A 16055-nucleotide genomic window follows, 5' to 3' on the forward strand; every position below is an offset into this window, starting at 1 on the left:
ATTGAACTTAATTTAGTACTATAATAAACTAAAAACGTAAAAATGAAAAAAATATTAACTATTGATGATCAACAACTCGTATTATTGTCTTTAGAAATGTATTTAACAGATTTAGGATTTGAGGTTCATACTTGTAACAACGTACACGATGCTATTCAATTATACGATCAAATTGAACCCGATTTAGTTATAGTTGATATGAATATGCCTGTATTACCTTCTTCTATCTCTAATACATCTAAAGAAGATATTGATAATAATGCGCATGGTCTTAAAATAGTTAAGTATATAAAAATTGGAAGAAAAAAAAACACACCTGTTATCGTTTTGTCTGGCAATACACAAGAAAATGTCATATTAGAAGGTTTTGATTTAGGTGCTGATGATTATCTAAAAAAACCATTGAGTCTGAACGAAATAGGTGCACGTGTAAAAAAAATACTGGGAACTCCTAAAGTAGTAGAAAATGTAGATCATAACAATCAATTTTTACAAGAAAAAACCGTAGGTGTTGTTATTCCTTGCTATAATGAAGAAAAAAGATTACTTAGTACTGATTTTAAAAACTTTATCAAAACAAATTTAGGCTATCATCTCTGTTTTGTAAATGATGGAAGTACGGATAGTACCCTAAAAGTTTTAAACGAATTATGCGAAGGTAGTCAAAATAATATGAGCGTTTATAACTGCGAGAAAAATGGAGGCAAAGCAGAAGCCGTTCGTTTAGGAATATTACACCTAACATCACTCAACCAATTTGATTACATAGGTTTTTTAGATGCTGATTTATCTACAGATTTTGCAGATTTTCAAAAATTAGTTGATACTATAAAAGAATCTGAATATAAAATTGTTAGTGGTTCTAGAATAGATAGAATGGGAGCAGAAATTACGAAAGAATCTGCTAGAAAAATTATTTCAATGACTATAAATTTTATTATCAGAAAAACACTCGGAATGGATTTTAGAGATACCCAATGCGGAGCAAAAGTGATGAATCAAGAAATAATTGAGAAAACATTTCAAAAAAAATTCATTACCAAATGGCTGTTTGACGTAGAAATATTCATGAGAATGAGAAAAATTTATGGAGCTGAAAATGCTAAAAAAGTCATTTGTGAAGTCCCCTTAAAAAGATGGATTCATGTAGATGGGTCAAAATTATCTTTTAAGGATTCTTTTAAAATAGTTTTTCAATTAGGCAAAATAGCCTTTTATTATAGATTATTCCCCAATAATTATAGTGAAATTTAAAAATTGAATGTTAGATTGATTTTGAATGTTTTTAGAAATTTGTTTGTTTACTGTTATGTAAGTTTTTGTCTTGTCCTAAAAATAGATTTATGTTTTCATATAAATCTATTAGGACGAGACAAATCTTTAATTTACTTCATTTTTTATTCTATCTATCAAACAAATAGCAAGTTTTATATTATTCCACATATAACACTAGACCTTTTAAATAGTGTCCTTCAGGATGATAAATATTAGTTGGATGATCCGGTCCTTGCTCTAATTTGTGCAAAACTCGAATGGTTCTGCCGGATTCTATAGCAGCAGCAGCTATAGTGTTATAAAACAACACGTCATCTATCACTTGCGAACATGAAAACGTAAAAAGAATTCCTTTAGGAGCTAGCGCTTTTAATCCTGCTATATTCAAACGTTTATAAGCTTGAGTTGCGGTATGTTTGCTTTTTATACTTTTTGCAAAAGCAGGAGGATCTAATACAATTAGATCATATACTTGATGATTTTCTTTCATAAAGTTAAACACATCATCTGCCACAGCTTGGTGATTAGCGTTAGGAAAATTTAATTCCATATTTTTGGCTGCTAAATCAACTGCTTTTTGTGAAATATCAACCGATGTTACTAACTCAGCACCTGCTTTCATAGCATAAATTGAAAAACCTCCTGTATAACAAAACGTATTTAATACTTTTTTTCCTTTTGAAAATTCAGCTAATAATTTTCTATTATCCCGTTGATCTAAAAAGAAACCTGTTTTTTGTCCTTCAACCCAGTTGACTGAAAAAAGAATATGGTTTTCTTTTGCTATTGTTTCTGCTGTATTACCATATAAAAAATAGTCTGTTCCTGTATTGGGAAGCGTTCCAGTACTTTTACAATAAATTGTTTCACAATGCGCTGAAAAAGCGGATTGAATAGCTTGTGCTATTTTTTCTATTTGATAATAAATACCTGATGAATGAGCTTGTAAAACCCAATGATTATTATAAAAATCAATGACTAAACCAGGTATACCATCTCCTTCTCCATGAATAACACGAAAAGCGTTGGTAGCTTCTAAATCTAACAATCGCGTCCTTAAATTCCAAGCAGAAATAAGTTTTTGAGTCCAAAAATCATTAGTAAATTTTTCTTGAGCAAACGTAAGTAAACGGACAACTATACTACCTCTGTCACTAAAATAGCCCGTACCAAGAGGTTGATTTTTAGCATCTACCACTTCTACCATTTCACCATCTTTTATTTCTTGTGATACTCCGTAGACAGCTCCACTAAATATCCATGGATGACGACGCAAAATAGATTTTTCTTTTCCTTGTTTTAAAATTACTTTTGGAAAATTCATGATTCGTTTTTTTTGCAAATGTAACTATAAAAAAAGAGACCGAACAAATTCGGTCTCTCAATATAATTCTTAACGAATGCTTATTTTTTAGCAAACTTTTTTGCTAATGTTTTTTGTCCGTCATTGATTTCAATCACATACATACCTGCTGCTAAATCGGAAACATTAATTTCTTGATTTAATGTACCTGATTTCAAAGGTTGTCCCATTAGATTATAAATCTGATATGAAACCGTTCTATCATCTAATGTTCTTATATTTAATAATCCATTTGATGGATTTGGATAAATTTCCATATTATAGTTATTTGCTTCATCTGAAATTTCTGTACCAAAAGTAATACCTGCAATTGCCGCAGCTCCTACATTTACTGTATAATCTTCAACCTCTCCATAAGAAAATGTTTCACAAGCGGTAGAAGCAGATCCGTATTTCATCTGAACTCTCATTCTGGTTTGCCCAGCTAAAGCTGTTGTAGGAACAGTAAAAGTACCTGTTAAATTTCCTGAACTAGAAGAAGAACCTGTTGCCACTTTTTCTGTTGATTCAAATGTGCCATTTTTATTATAATCAATCCATACTGACCAATATTCAGTATATGAATTACCTGCAAAACCAGCACTAAAAGTAATAGTATTTGATCCGTAAGGTAGAGGTGCTATTTTAGAGGTAAAGTTTCCATACCCTGCATCAGCAGTTGTTGTATTAGTCATACCATTTAATGCTACATAATCAATCCATTCATCTGCTTGACTAGATCCTTTAGATGCACAATAAGTAATAGAAGAACCCGCAGAAGTAGTTACTAAAACTGCATTACTTGCTACTGATAAATTACCTGCTGCGTCTTTTGCTTTTACAGTAAAATTATAAGTAGTAGAAGCCGTTAGTCCTGATACTGTAGCACTAGTAGTAGAAGAAGATGCTAAAAGAGTTGTTCCGTTATAAATATTGTATCCTGTAACTCCTACATTATCGGTAGAAGCTGTCCATGATAAAGTAGTCGAGGTAGAGGTTGTACCCGAAGCTACTAAATTAGTTGGAGTCGTTGGAGCAGTCGTATCAGAAGTACCTCCTGAATAAGCAGCACCTATTCCTACAGCATACCAAGCGTTAGTAGTAGCAATAACTTCTGGAGATCCTGCACCATATAAATCAGTAGCTGCTTGAATAGCACCTGTTCTTGCATTTGCATAAGTAGAATTAGCTGATAGATACACGCTTTCTGTACGGAAAGCAATTTTTTCTGCTTTAGTAATTGTTATGCCTGTTATATTAAAAGCATTCCCTATATCATTAGTACCTGATCCACCAACAGATAGTAAGTAAAACCAATAATTTAATACTCCTGAGTTAGTATGTACCCCTCCAGAATCACCTGTTCCAGAATACCAATTAGTTCCTTTATAAGTATCAGGCTGTCCTTCTGCATTAGGGTTACTCATAGATCGTAAAGCAAGATGACCTGCTCTTCTTTCAATATCTTCACCAATTAACCAAATTTGTTTGTTTGCTTGTGCATAATTTTCAATACATGCGCCCCAAATATCAGAAAATCCTTCATTCATAGCACCTGATTCGTTTTGGTATACAAGATTTGCGGTTTTTGTACAAATAGCGTGGCCAATTTCGTGAGCACATACATCTAACGACGTTAGAGCATCAAAATAAGTACCACTACCATCGCCATAAGTCATTCTAGTACCATCCCAATACGCATTATCATAATTATTACTATAGTGTACATAACTATTTATTTTTGCCCCTGCATTATCAAAACTATTTCTGTTATGAATATTTTTCCAATAATCATACGTTTTTTCTGCTCCCCAATGAGCATCTAAAGCCGCATTATCTTTATTTGTGTTATTATATTCTGCAGCTGTCCAATTATTATCAGCATCGGTAAAATTTACAGCTGAGGCATAAGAAGTCCCTTTTTTCATGTTATAGGTTTGAATCCCGTTTCCTCTTCCTGTTTCAGATAATATATAGGATGATCCGCTTAAGGATGTTTCAATCGTTTGAGAACCGCTATAACGAGTTGCAGCATTAGCTGCTACAAAAGCCATAGAATTTGTTTTAAACATATCTATATAAGTTCCTTCTGAGGATTTTTTCCCATGAGCGTGTGCTCCTAAATGCTTGATAGTAGCATTATATAATAATATTTGACCATTTTGTGCATCTACATATACATCTCCTCTGCTTAAAGGTTTAGTAGCGTAAATATCAAACTTATACGCTAATTTAATAGTGTTATCAAGAGGTAATAAAACTAACTCTCCTTGAGGTTTGGAATATTTATTAGCATTTGCTTCTGCAAAATCATCCCATAAGAATTCTTGTGCTCCCAAATGAGATATGGCTCTTTGTAATGCTGCATCTGCTTTTATCGACGGATTTACATCTATATCTCCAATATTATAATATTCACCATTCATAGAGTTTACCCTACCGTTTTTAGAATGTACGGAATAGGTTGCAAATTCAACTTTTATTCCTTTGTGGTATAATTGGTATTTCTCATGTGAAAAACCTAAGTTATCTGAATCTGATTTCATTTTAGCAAAATCTTGATTAGGTTTTAATCCAAGTTGTTCTTTAAATAAAGTTTTAACATCTGATGTTTTATAAACTGATGATTCTTTAAATGAAACAAATGACGGTGTTTTATTGTCATTGGTTTCTTTCAGTTTTACGTACTTATTGCTTTCTTGGGCAACAGTTGATAACGTAATCAATGATAAGGCCATCATAGATGCTACGCTGTGTAGTTGTTTTTTCATAGTTAATAGTTTGTTTTGTTGATAAAATATTAATTATAATAATTTCAACAATAATATATTATTTTTTTTAAAATAAAAAATTTAATACACTTTTTTTTATTTTTTATCAATAAAATAACTAAAAAATAACATAAAAAAAGCGATAGGTTATCTATCGCTTTAATAATAAAATTTCATTTTTATCAAAATTTCATTTCAGGTATATCTCCTTCTATAATTAATTCTGCTTCGGTAGACTTAATGATTTCTTGAACCGTTACACCTGGTGCACGTTCTAATAACTTAAATCCTTTAGATGTGATTTCTAATACAGCTAGTTCCGTTACGACTTTCTTTACACATCCTACACCTGTTAAAGGTAAGGTACATTTTTTAAGGATTTTAGATTCACCTGCTTTGTTTACGTGCATCATGGCTACAATAATGTTTTCGGCACTGGCTACTAAATCCATAGCACCTCCCATCCCTTTTACCATTTTTCCTGGAATTTTCCAATTGGCAATATCGCCATTTTCGGAAACTTCCATAGCTCCTAAAATGGTTAGATCAACCTTTTGAGCTCGAATCATCCCAAAACTAAATGCCGAATCGAAGAAACTTGCTCCTGGCAAAGTCGTTATAGTTTGTTTTCCTGCATTGATGATGTCTGCATCTTCCTCTCCTTCAAAAGGAAAAGGTCCCATGCCTAAAACCCCATTTTCAGACTGAAATTCTACAGAAATATCCTCACGTACATAATTAGCCACTAAAGTAGGAATCCCGATTCCAAGATTTACGTAGTAGCCGTTTTTTACTTCTTTTGCTATGCGTTGTGCTATTTGATTTTTATCTAATGCCATATATCATTTGATGATTTGAAAATTTGATGATTCTGAAATTATTTTTTCTTAGATGAAGCTATAATCTTAGAAATAATCAAATTTATGGATTGCAATTTTTTGAATAATTCTTCATTAGGATTTGGATAGAATTCTGATTTTTTACACAACTCTAACCAAAATTGTAACTCATCTGCTTCTTTTGCTGAAATCTTAAACTTATGAATAAAGTCAGCCTTACTTTCAGCATTTTGAGCTTCCCTAATATTTGCTCCTATTGATGTACCACTTCTAAAAATTTGAGATGCCATTTCGAAACGATTTGTTTTTCTAATTTCCTCAGAGAAACTAATTATTTCCAATGCAAATTCAAAAGTTAATTTCACAATTAAATTATCTTTATCGTTTCTCATCTTCAAATTTTCAAATTAAAGAATCAATAAATTACTTTTGACGAACTGTTCGTTGTTCAATACGTTTTTCAAATTTTTCTCCTTGGAAAATGCGGTTAATCATGATCCCAGGAATGTGGATTTCATTAGGATCTAAAGTTCCTGCTGGAACTAATTCTTCCACTTCTGCAATCGTGATTTTTGCAGCACCTGCCATAGGCGCATTGAAGTTTCTTGCGGTTCCTTTAAAAATTAAGTTCCCCGCTTCATCGCCTTTCCATGCTTTTACAATAGAAAAATCAGCTTTGAAAGCGTGTTCCAAAATGTGCATTTTCCCATTAAATTCACGCACCTCTTTACCTTCAGCCACTTCGGTTCCATAACCTGCTGGTGTAAAGAAAGCGGGAATACCTGCTTGTGCGGCACGGCATTTTTCAGCTAAGGTACCTTGGGGGGTCAGTTCTACTTCTAATTCACCTGAAAGCATTTGACGTTCAAATTCAGCATTTTCTCCTACATAAGAAGAAATCATTTTCTTAATTTGACGTTTTTGTAAAAGTAATCCAAGACCAAAATCATCTACCCCTGCATTGTTAGAAATACACGTTAAGTCTTTTACTTCTTTGTTTACTAGTTCTGTAATACTGTTTTCTGGAATTCCACAAAGTCCAAAACCACCAAGCATAATGGTCATCCCATCTTGAATTCCTTCTAAAGCTTCTTGTACATTGTTAACTTTTCTTGATATCATAGTTGTGTTTATAATCCAAATTCGTCTGTATTTTGTTCTTCTGGTTTTACCCTTGTTGAGTCGGTAGCTGTACTATCGGTTTCTCTTCTTGTATGAGTAGGTGCTGAATAGCAATCTACTTTTATTTTTAAATCGTTTGGCTTTTCAAAAGCTTCTTTTGAAACATTTAAAGTGGGATCTGCATAGCATTTTTTCATAAATAGACCCCAAATTGGTAGTGCCATAGTAGCACCTTGACCAGCTGCTAATGTTTTAAAATGGGCTGAACGATCCTCATTACCTACCCAAACTCCTGTTGCTAAATTAGGCACCATACCTATAAACCAACCATCGGATTGATTTTGCGAAGTTCCTGTTTTTCCCGCAATAGGATTTGTAAACATATAAGGATAACCGGTTACTCTGTTGTATTTCCAGCCACCACCTTGTGTACGTAAGCGATCTCCTGAACCTGATTCTGTAACACCTTCTAATAATTTAATGACAGCGTACGAAACATCTTTGCTCAACACATCTTTAGATTCTAACTTAGGTTCAAAAATGACATTCCCGTTTTTATCTTCTATTTTAGAGATTACTTGGGGTTTTAAGTAAATTCCTTGATTGGCAAAAGTACTAAATGCCGCTACCATATCACGTACGGTAATATCAACAGCACCTAAAGCTATTGAAGGTTGTGAAGGTATATCTGTTTCAACGCCTAATTTTCTTAATAAAGCAATTACGGCGTCAGGACCTGTTTTATCAATTAATTTAGCTGATACTGTATTAACTGAGTTTGCCAATGCTCTCTTTAAGGTCATCATTCCTCTATATCTTCTATCGGAATTTCGTGGTTCCCAATCTTCGGTAACATTGTGTTTGCCTTTGCGAATCATGAAAGGGCCATCTAAAATAGTGTCACAAGGAGACATTCCTAATTGCTGAATAGCCGTTGCATAAACAAATGGTTTGAATGTAGAACCTACTTGTCGTGCTCCTAGACCTACGTGGTCGTATTGAAAATAACGATAATCTATACCTCCTACCCAAGCTTTTACATGTCCTGTTTGAGGTTCCATAGCCATTAAACCAGGTTGTAAGAAATGTTTATAGTATCGTATTGAATCATAAGGTGTCATAACTGTATCCTTATCTCCTTTCCATGTAAAAACAGTCATTTTTGTTTTAATATGAAAAGACTTTTTTATGTCCTCTTCTTCCATGCCATTTTCAGATAAAATTCTCCAACGCTCGGAATTACGCATCGAACGATCCATTACTTTTTGAATTTCGGTATCTGTTATGTTTACAAATGGAGCTGTTTTATTTTTCTTTTGTTCTATAAAAAATTCTTGCTGTAAATTAGCTAAATGTTCCTTCATAGCTTCTTCGGCATACAACTGCATACGAGAGTCGATGGTGGTATATATTTTTAATCCATCTGAATAAATGTTATAATCAGAACCATCTTCTTTTTTGTTTTCCTCTACCCATTTTTTCATGTAATCGCGAAGGTATTCTCTAAAATAGGTAGCAGTTCCTTCATTATATTTTTCAGGCGAAAAAGTCAATTTAATAGGTCTTGCTTGATAGTTTTGCTTTTGAGTAGTAGTTAAGAAACCATTTTTTTCCATTTGTTTTAACACAACATTACGACGATCGCGTACTTTTTCTTCTCTTTTTAAAGGATTAAATAGAGAAGGATTTTTTAACATTCCAACTAACATGGCTGATTCGTCTACTGTAAGTTGTTTAGGTTCTTTTGCAAAGTATACTTTGGCAGCCGATCGAATTCCCACTGCTGTGTTTACAAAATCTACCTTATTAAGATACATCGCTATAATTTCGTTTTTAGTGTATTGGCGTTCTAAACGAATTGCTATAATCCACTCTTTTGCTTTTTGAATGAGTCCTATGATCTTAAATTTAGAACGCTCTCCATGAAAAAGTAGCTTAGCCAATTGTTGGGTCAGTGTAGATGCTCCACCATCTGTACCTAGCTTTAGTGCTGCACTTAAGGTTCTTTTCCCGTCAATCCCTGAATGTTCATAAAAACGCTCATCTTCTGTAGCTACTAAAGCATTAACCAAATGTTTGGGTAAATCTTCATATTTTACAGGTGTTCTATTTTCATTAAAAAACTTACCAATAACCACACCATCTGATGAAATAATTTCAGTAGCTAGGTTTGACTCTGGATTTTCTAATTCTTCAAAGGATGGCATTGAACCGAATAATCCCCAAGAAGCAAAAAGGAAAAACAAAAAAACGCCTCCAAATGTGTATAGAAAGTATTTCCAAAATTTCTTTACATAAGGATCATAATCTGATTTGCGAGTGTTTAATTTTTGAGCCATAATTATTTATTTTCTTCTATTGATTCTATTCTAAAACCTAATTCGGTAACGCCATTTAAAACCTCAATTCCTTTCAATTTTCCATTTTCACGAACTGCTTGTTGAATGGTTACTTTATATTTCCCTGTTTTAGGAAATATATAATTTTCTTTGTACCACAATTTACTCTCTTTGACATCGGAAAAACCTTGCCCCATAAGACTTCCATCTGGGTTCGCCATTTGATATTCCAATGTATCAATATATATTTTTCCTTTAGGTTGTTCCAATTTTACGATTAAAAATAGATTACTAAACTCATAATCGTCATTGTTCCGTACATTAATAAACAAATTCAATGGTTTTTGAGAAGCATTTTGTTCAAATTCAAAACTGACCGCTTCTTTTTTAGGCCATCCGTTTTCAAAGGTTTTATATTGATCAAATACTTGTGATTTGTCACAAGATACCAATGTGATTCCTAAAAGGAAACCATACCAATTAGTTTTGATTATCTCTTTTATCATTTCTGTTTTTTGACCTATTATTTTTGGGTCTTGGTCTATTATTTTTAGGCCTTTGCCCTTCTGTTTGACTATTTTTATTCAAATCTCCTTTAGGATGTATAACTTCTGACTTAGGTTTAATACCCCCTTCTGGTTTGGGTTTGATTCCTTCTGGTTTGGACTTATGCTTATTGTTCTCAAAACGAGGTTTTATCGTTTTTTCTATTTTATTTTCAATAGGTTTTTCAGCAGAAACAGTAGAAGTACTTATTTTCTTTTTTTTATTTTTATTTTTTTTCTTAGGCTGGTCAAAACGGGTTAGACTGTCTTGTCCCATGGCATTTTGAAATGTTTTTTCAACTGTTTCTTTTTCTTCCTCGTAGACAAAGTCTTCTAAAGTGGCTACTCTTTTTCCCTGCTTGTTTAAGTCTATAATTTCTTTTACTTCACTTACCTTAAGCATGTGCCAAATAGCCATGTTATCGGGATAAGCAAACCACATTAGTTCTTTGAATATATCAATTTTTTGGCAAGTGGCTTCTCCTCTATCCGTTTGTAATTTGGTTTCCATATCTGGAAAATCCTTTAAGGCATCCATATAGGTGTCTAACTCATAGTTTAAACAACATTTAAGTTTACCACACTGACCCGCTAATTTTTGGGGATTTAAAGAAAGTTGTTGATAACGTGCTGCTGAAGTATTTACACTTCTAAAATCTGTTAACCAAGTAGAACAACACAATTCACGTCCACAAGAGCCTACTCCCCCTAAACGAGCGGCTTCTTGACGGAAACCCACTTGTTTCATTTCTATTCGGATTTTAAATTCCGCTGCATAATCTTTAATTAATTGTCGAAAATCCACACGGTCGTTGGCCGTGTAATAAAACGTGGCTTTAGAACCATCACCTTGAAATTCGATATCAGAAATTTTCATTTCTAAATTTAAAGCAATGGCTAATTCGCGTGCTTTAACTTGAATACTTGCTTCTTTATTTCTAACTTCTTGCCATATATCAATATCCTTTTGTGAAGCTTTACGGTAAATTTTAGGTACTTCTCCTGCATAATCTACTCCCTTTTTCTTCATTTGTACTTTAACCAATTCTCCTGTTAAAGTAACTATTCCAACGTCATGCCCGGGATTGGCTTCTGTAGCTACTATATCACCAATAGATAGGCTTGTTTTTTCAGGATTTCTAAAAAACTCTTTTCTACCATTTTTAAAACGAACTTCTACACAGTCAAAAGACTCTTGTCCACCAGGAAGAGCCATATTAGCTAACCAATCAAAAACGGTTAGTTTATTGCAACTGTCTGTGCCACAGGTGCCATTATTTTTACACCCCTTAGGCGCACCGCCCGTAGAGGTTGAACAACTTGTACATGCCATAATTTTGAGTATATATTGGTCATCTCATTTTAAAACGAGACTACTATTGCCAATTTAGTTTTGTGTGTAAATATACAATTTTTAAGCACCAAAATTCAAATGACATTTTTCAAAATAAAAAAACCTGTTGCATTTATAACGCAACAGGTTTATAGTAAGTATATTTATTATTTTTAAGTTTCTTTTACTGTAATGATATGTACTGGGCAAACTTTTTCTGCCAATTCACAATTTTCAACGATAGCGTGATCTGCGGTTTTTAATGTATGAAATCCTTTGGTTTCTACCGATTTTATCAATACTGATTTACCATCTTTTTTGGACATTTGGAATTGTGCTGGAGCAAACTCAACACAATAGTTACATCCGATACATTTATCACGTTGTAAAGTAACAATAACCATTAGGCTTCTACAATTTTATACATTTTGTCAGATAATCGGATTCTAAAAGGTACTTTTAGCGTACAGCTATCCCCTTTTGTTGCTTTTTCTGCTTGAATATCATTCACAAACATTTCTTCTAAAATTAATTCTTGTGCACCTGTGCTTGGTCCGGTAATTAAAATTTTGTCTCCTCTTTTTATGTCGTAGGCTTCAATTTTAAATTCTGCCACACCTGATTTAGGAAAATAATGCATTCCTTTACCTACGTACACTTTCTTTTGAGTCGCACTTGACCCTGGATTATCAGACCATTCTCCTAGTTTTTGTCCTAAATAATAACCACTCCAAAAACCTCTATTATAAACCGTGGCTAATGCTTCCATCCAAGTCACAACTTTCTCTTTTGAAAAGGTTCCTTCATAATGGGCATCAATTGCCTCTCGATAGGTACGTACTACAGTTGCAACATAATCTGCTGCTCTCCCACGACCTTCTAATTTAAGTACTTTAATACCCGAGTCTATAACTTGATCTAAGAAATCTAAAGTACATAAATCTTTAGGCGACATCATGTATTCATTATCTATTTCTATTTCAAATCCAGATTCTTGGTCAATAACTGTATATTTTTTTCGACAATTTTGTTTGCAAGCTCCACGATTTGCCGACGAATTGTGTGAATGTAAACTCAGATAGCATTTACCTGATACCGCCATACATAATGCACCGTGACCAAAGATTTCAATTTCTACCAAATTTCCACTAGGTCCTTTGATTTGCTCTTTTTCGATTTGTTCTGTGATTTTTTTTACTTGACGCAAACTCAACTCCCGAGAAAGAACTATGGTATCGGCAAACATAGCGTAAAACTTAACCGTTTCTATATTGGTTACATTTAACTGTGTAGAAATGTGCACTTCCATTCCTAAAGTTCTAGCCGTCATAATTACAGCTTGGTCAGAAGCAATTACGGCAGTTATTCCAGCATCTTTAGCTTTTGATACTAAGGTTTTTACAATGGATAAATCGTGATCGTAAATGATTGTATTAAGTGTAAGATAGGTTCTTACATTTTTTTCTTGACAACGACGCGCAATTTCCGGTAAATCTTCCAAAACAAAGTTTACTGTTGCTCGAGCGCGCATATTAAGTTGTTCTACGCCAAAATAAACGGAATCACATCCATTATCTAAAGCGGCTTGCAGGGATTCAAAATTCCCTGCTGGTGCCATTAATTCTATTTTTCCTGTCGAAGTCATTTAGTAATATTCAAAAAAAGCTTATTATATTTTACAGTAATAAAAGAGTAAGCATTTAAAAAAATTAGTTGGTTACTTTGTAAAGTTTATCGGATGCACGAATTTTAAAAGGCACAACAAAAGTTACTTTATCACCCGTTTGAGCCAACTGTCCTTCTTGACCATTAACGACTAATTTGTCTACTATCAAATGCTGTTCTCCCGTGGTAGGTCCTTGGATAATCACTTTATCCCCAGCTTTTAGTTCATGATTGGTCATGGTAAACTGTCCTACTTGTGATTTAGAATAGTAATGCTCTCCTTTTGCCACCATCACTTTTTTCACAGCTATTCGTTGACGTAAAGTTTTAGGTTTCGGCAGTTCTTCTGTGGCTTTTGCTAAACTAATGCCTTCTAAAACACCCGATTTTTTGAAGGTTAAACTATCCGACTTTCCTTTTCTGAAAATTTTATTGCCTACATTAATCCCTTTTCTACGTTTTACTTGTTCTTCTAACGATAAATGTGTGGTTTCTAAACATTCGGTGGAACAACAATACTCCATTTTTTCAGCACAGGCATCACATTGAATAAATAATAAATGACAACCGTCGTTAGCACAATTTGTATGATTGTCACACGGTTTTCCACATTGGTGGCATTGCGCAATAATATCGTCAGTAATTCTTTCTCCTAAACGGTGGTCAAATACGAAGTTTTTACCTATGAATTTACTTTCCAAGCCTTGCTCTTTGATTTGGCGGGCGTAGTTAATAATACCCCCTTCTAATTGGTACACATTTTTGAATCCTTGGTGCTTGAAATAAGCTGATGCTTTTTCGCAACGGATTCCCCCAGTACAATACATTACTAGGTTTTTATCTTCTTTAAATTCTTGTAATTGCTCATTAATAATAGGCAACGATTCACGGAAAGTTTCTACATCAGGCGTGATAGCTCCTTTGAAATGCCCTACTTCACTTTCGTAGTGATTTCTAAAATCTACCACTATCGTGTTAGGGTCGTCTAAAATCGCATTAAAAGCTGCAGCTTCTAAATGCACTCCTTTATTTGTTACATCAAAAGTAGCGTCATTTAATCCATCGGCAACGATTTTGTGACGTACTTTAACGGTTAATTTTAAAAAAGAATGGTCATCATGCTCCACAGCTACGTTGATACGGATGCCTTTCATGAAATCATAAGCTTCTAAGGTATCGCGGAAAGCTTCAAAATTTTCAGCTGGCACACTCATTTGTGCATTAATTCCTTCGGTCGCCACATATACGCGTCCCAAAGCCTCTAGTTTGTCCCAAGCTAAAAATAAATCGTTACGGAATTGTTTCGGGTCAGTGATGTGCGCATATTGATAGAAAGAAATGGTAAGACGTTGTTTCCCCGCTTGGTCAATCAACTCCGCTCTTTCTTCTGCGCTTAATGTGTTATACAGTTGCATGCTATAAACGTTAAGTGAGAAATGTTACAAAATGTTTTTGAATTCTAAATGGAAGAATTCGGGTGCAAATTTATTGATTTTTAGATGATTTCAAATTAAAATTCAAGATAATTAAACTAAACTTTGCTTACTCCACAACTCTGCATATTTACCTCCATTTTCTATAAGTTCAAAATGATTTCCTTTCTCTACTACTTGACCTTCATGCATTACTAGAATTGTCTTGTCCCAATACGGCTTTTTACAAGTCGTTCAATAAAATTTGGTTATCGTTAACGATGGCTTGGGTACTGGCTTTTTCCGTTTGTAAATTATCTTGTGCTATTTGTACTAAGGTATCTCCTTTTTTTACCAGTTTATTATTTTTAGTAAGCAACTTATAATCTTTCCACTCACTACTGTTTGCAAAGGTACTTTATCCTGCTGACTACGAATAATACCACGGCTCTGGCTGCTAATATCGACATAAATAAAAGGAAGTGCTCCTAGAACTACCAGTACTACTAGGTATAATGATTTACTTCGGGTAGCATTGCATGCTATAAGGTTTTTTTGAGTATGTATAGGGTCTTCTTTGCTAATCATATCTTAATTGATTTAAAAAGGAAATCTTCAATTTGATTAAACTGATTACTACTGAAATATTTTCCACCCCCATTTTTTAAAACAAATATCGCTTCACAATTTTTAACCAAGCTATCTAAAATATGAGATGATACTAATATTAGGGAATCTCCAGAAATTTTCTTTATGTAATTCCATAATATAAAATTGGCTTCAAGATCCAGCCCATTAAAAGGCTCATCTAATATATAATATTTATATGATTTTTGAAATAAAGCATTTAGAAACATTTTTTTTCTCATTCCTGTGGACAAATTTTTAATTTGTATATCCAATGGAATATCTTTAAATACCAATATTCGTTCATCTTCTAGATTTATATTCATCAATTTATCATAAAATCTATAAAATTCATTAACTGTCAAGTCTTCGTATAAGTATGTCTCGGTCGGACACCAGCAAGTATTCCTAAGATTCATTTTCTCGAATGAATTATTAAGTCCGCTGTAGGATTCAATACCTAAAATACACTTGAAAAGTGTGGTCTTACCTGTTCCATTCTTTCCTACAATTCCATAAATTCCATTTGAATTAATCACTAAATTAAGATTATCTATTATTTTGTTTACTCCAATTGTTTTTTCACTTATATGTATATCAAGTAACATTCTGAATCATTTTTATATTATATGTAGATTTTCTAACTAAAAAAGGTATAACAATAAACGATAGCCCCATCGAGTAAAAACTCGATAATAATATTAATACGAATATCATCTGTTGCATAAAAAGGTTTTCAAAATAGTTGTATTTCAGGTTAACACTAATAATTAATTCAAGTTGCT

14 protein-coding genes are annotated in these 16055 nt (G+C 33.3%); 1 reads left to right on the forward strand and 13 read right to left on the reverse strand.

Going from position 1 to position 16055, the window contains the following annotated elements; translation table 11 throughout:
• Window positions 1-42 precede the first annotated feature (42 nt).
• Window positions 43-1254 carry a glycosyltransferase gene (locus B0A78_RS00665; RefSeq protein WP_065213884.1) on the forward strand — a complete coding sequence of 404 codons (1212 nt, stop codon included), beginning with the start codon at window positions 43-45 and terminating at the stop codon, window positions 1252-1254.
• A 178-nt stretch (window positions 1255-1432) separates the two neighbouring features.
• Here the strand turns inward: B0A78_RS00665 and B0A78_RS00670 are convergent, their stop codons facing one another.
• The 13 genes from B0A78_RS00670 to B0A78_RS00730 all read right to left on the reverse strand — a co-directional run bounded on the left by B0A78_RS00670 (window position 1433) and on the right by B0A78_RS00730 (window position 15878).
• Window positions 1433-2599: a class I SAM-dependent rRNA methyltransferase gene (locus tag B0A78_RS00670; RefSeq protein ID WP_065213885.1), complete on the reverse strand. Its 1167-nt coding sequence runs from the start codon at window positions 2597-2599 to the stop codon at window positions 1433-1435.
• 80 nt (window positions 2600-2679) lie between these two features.
• Window positions 2680-5388, reverse strand: coding sequence for a M4 family metallopeptidase (locus tag B0A78_RS00675; protein WP_014165778.1), 2709 nt, complete (start codon window positions 5386-5388; stop codon window positions 2680-2682).
• Window positions 5389-5570: 182 nt separating this feature from the next.
• Window positions 5571-6227 (reverse strand): CoA transferase subunit B, encoded by a 657-nt coding sequence (locus B0A78_RS00680; protein WP_014165779.1) that lies wholly within the window; start codon window positions 6225-6227, stop codon window positions 5571-5573.
• Between the two features lie 38 nt (window positions 6228-6265).
• Complete coding sequence (locus B0A78_RS00685; RefSeq protein ID WP_014165780.1) at window positions 6266-6619, reverse strand: four helix bundle protein; 354 nt, start codon at window positions 6617-6619, stop codon at window positions 6266-6268.
• Window positions 6620-6650: 31 nt separating this feature from the next.
• Window positions 6651-7349, reverse strand: a complete 699-nt coding sequence (locus tag B0A78_RS00690; RefSeq protein WP_014165781.1) for a CoA transferase subunit A — start codon at window positions 7347-7349, stop codon at window positions 6651-6653.
• A gap of 8 nt (window positions 7350-7357) precedes the next feature.
• Window positions 7358-9688, reverse strand: a complete 2331-nt coding sequence (locus B0A78_RS00695; protein WP_014165782.1) for a penicillin-binding protein 1A — start codon at window positions 9686-9688, stop codon at window positions 7358-7360.
• A 2-nt stretch (window positions 9689-9690) separates the two neighbouring features.
• Entirely contained in the window at window positions 9691-10194 is a 504-nt protein-coding gene (locus tag B0A78_RS00700) for a gliding motility lipoprotein GldH (RefSeq protein ID WP_014165783.1), read from the reverse strand.
• On the reverse strand, window positions 10169-11566 hold the full coding sequence (locus B0A78_RS00705) for a PSP1 domain-containing protein (protein ID WP_014165784.1): 1398 nt from the start codon (window positions 11564-11566) through the stop codon (window positions 10169-10171). Before B0A78_RS00705 ends, B0A78_RS00700 begins: the two co-directional genes overlap by 26 nt.
• Window positions 11567-11739: 173 nt before the next feature.
• Window positions 11740-11970, reverse strand: coding sequence for a ferredoxin (locus B0A78_RS00710; protein ID WP_014165785.1), 231 nt, complete (start codon window positions 11968-11970; stop codon window positions 11740-11742).
• Entirely contained in the window at window positions 11970-13211 is a 1242-nt protein-coding gene (locus B0A78_RS00715; RefSeq protein ID WP_014165786.1) for a peptidase U32 family protein, read from the reverse strand. Before B0A78_RS00715 ends, B0A78_RS00710 begins: the two co-directional genes overlap by 1 nt.
• 64 nt (window positions 13212-13275) lie before the next feature.
• Window positions 13276-14646, reverse strand: coding sequence for an oxygen-dependent tRNA uridine(34) hydroxylase TrhO (gene trhO / locus B0A78_RS00720; RefSeq protein WP_097609291.1), 1371 nt, complete (start codon window positions 14644-14646; stop codon window positions 13276-13278).
• 348 nt (window positions 14647-14994) lie between these two features.
• The gene (locus B0A78_RS14370) at window positions 14995-15231 is read right to left on the reverse strand and encodes a hypothetical protein (protein WP_065213887.1); all 237 of its coding nucleotides are present in this window, start codon (window positions 15229-15231) and stop codon (window positions 14995-14997) included.
• The gene (locus B0A78_RS00730; protein WP_065213888.1) at window positions 15228-15878 is read right to left on the reverse strand and encodes an ATP-binding cassette domain-containing protein; all 651 of its coding nucleotides are present in this window, start codon (window positions 15876-15878) and stop codon (window positions 15228-15230) included. The genes B0A78_RS14370 and B0A78_RS00730 overlap by 4 nt, the downstream gene beginning before the upstream one ends.
• Between the last annotated feature and the right edge of the window lie 177 nt (window positions 15879-16055).

It is taken from the genome of Flavobacterium columnare NBRC 100251 = ATCC 23463 (genome assembly GCF_002530675.1).
Lineage (GTDB): Bacteria > Bacteroidota > Bacteroidia > Flavobacteriales > Flavobacteriaceae > Flavobacterium > Flavobacterium columnare.

Coding starts and splice junctions, on each gene's coding strand:
- B0A78_RS00665 (WP_065213884.1), top strand. CDS start 43: ATGAAAAAAATATTAACTATTGATGATCAACAACTCGTATTATTGTCT.
- B0A78_RS00670 (WP_065213885.1), bottom strand. CDS start 2,599: ATGAATTTTCCAAAAGTAATTTTAAAACAAGGAAAAGAAAAATCTATT.
- B0A78_RS00675 (WP_014165778.1), bottom strand. CDS start 5,388: ATGAAAAAACAACTACACAGCGTAGCATCTATGATGGCCTTATCATTG.
- B0A78_RS00680 (WP_014165779.1), bottom strand. CDS start 6,227: ATGGCATTAGATAAAAATCAAATAGCACAACGCATAGCAAAAGAAGTA.
- B0A78_RS00685 (WP_014165780.1), bottom strand. CDS start 6,619: ATGAGAAACGATAAAGATAATTTAATTGTGAAATTAACTTTTGAATTT.
- B0A78_RS00690 (WP_014165781.1), bottom strand. CDS start 7,349: ATGATATCAAGAAAAGTTAACAATGTACAAGAAGCTTTAGAAGGAATT.
- B0A78_RS00695 (WP_014165782.1), bottom strand. CDS start 9,688: ATGGCTCAAAAATTAAACACTCGCAAATCAGATTATGATCCTTATGTA.
- B0A78_RS00700 (WP_014165783.1), bottom strand. CDS start 10,194: ATGATAAAAGAGATAATCAAAACTAATTGGTATGGTTTCCTTTTAGGA.
- B0A78_RS00705 (WP_014165784.1), bottom strand. CDS start 11,566: ATGGCATGTACAAGTTGTTCAACCTCTACGGGCGGTGCGCCTAAGGGG.
- B0A78_RS00710 (WP_014165785.1), bottom strand. CDS start 11,970: ATGGTTATTGTTACTTTACAACGTGATAAATGTATCGGATGTAACTAT.
- B0A78_RS00715 (WP_014165786.1), bottom strand. CDS start 13,211: ATGACTTCGACAGGAAAAATAGAATTAATGGCACCAGCAGGGAATTTT.
- trhO (WP_097609291.1), bottom strand. CDS start 14,646: ATGCAACTGTATAACACATTAAGCGCAGAAGAAAGAGCGGAGTTGATT.
- B0A78_RS14370 (WP_065213887.1), bottom strand. CDS start 15,231: ATGATTAGCAAAGAAGACCCTATACATACTCAAAAAAACCTTATAGCA.
- B0A78_RS00730 (WP_065213888.1), bottom strand. CDS start 15,878: ATGTTACTTGATATACATATAAGTGAAAAAACAATTGGAGTAAACAAA.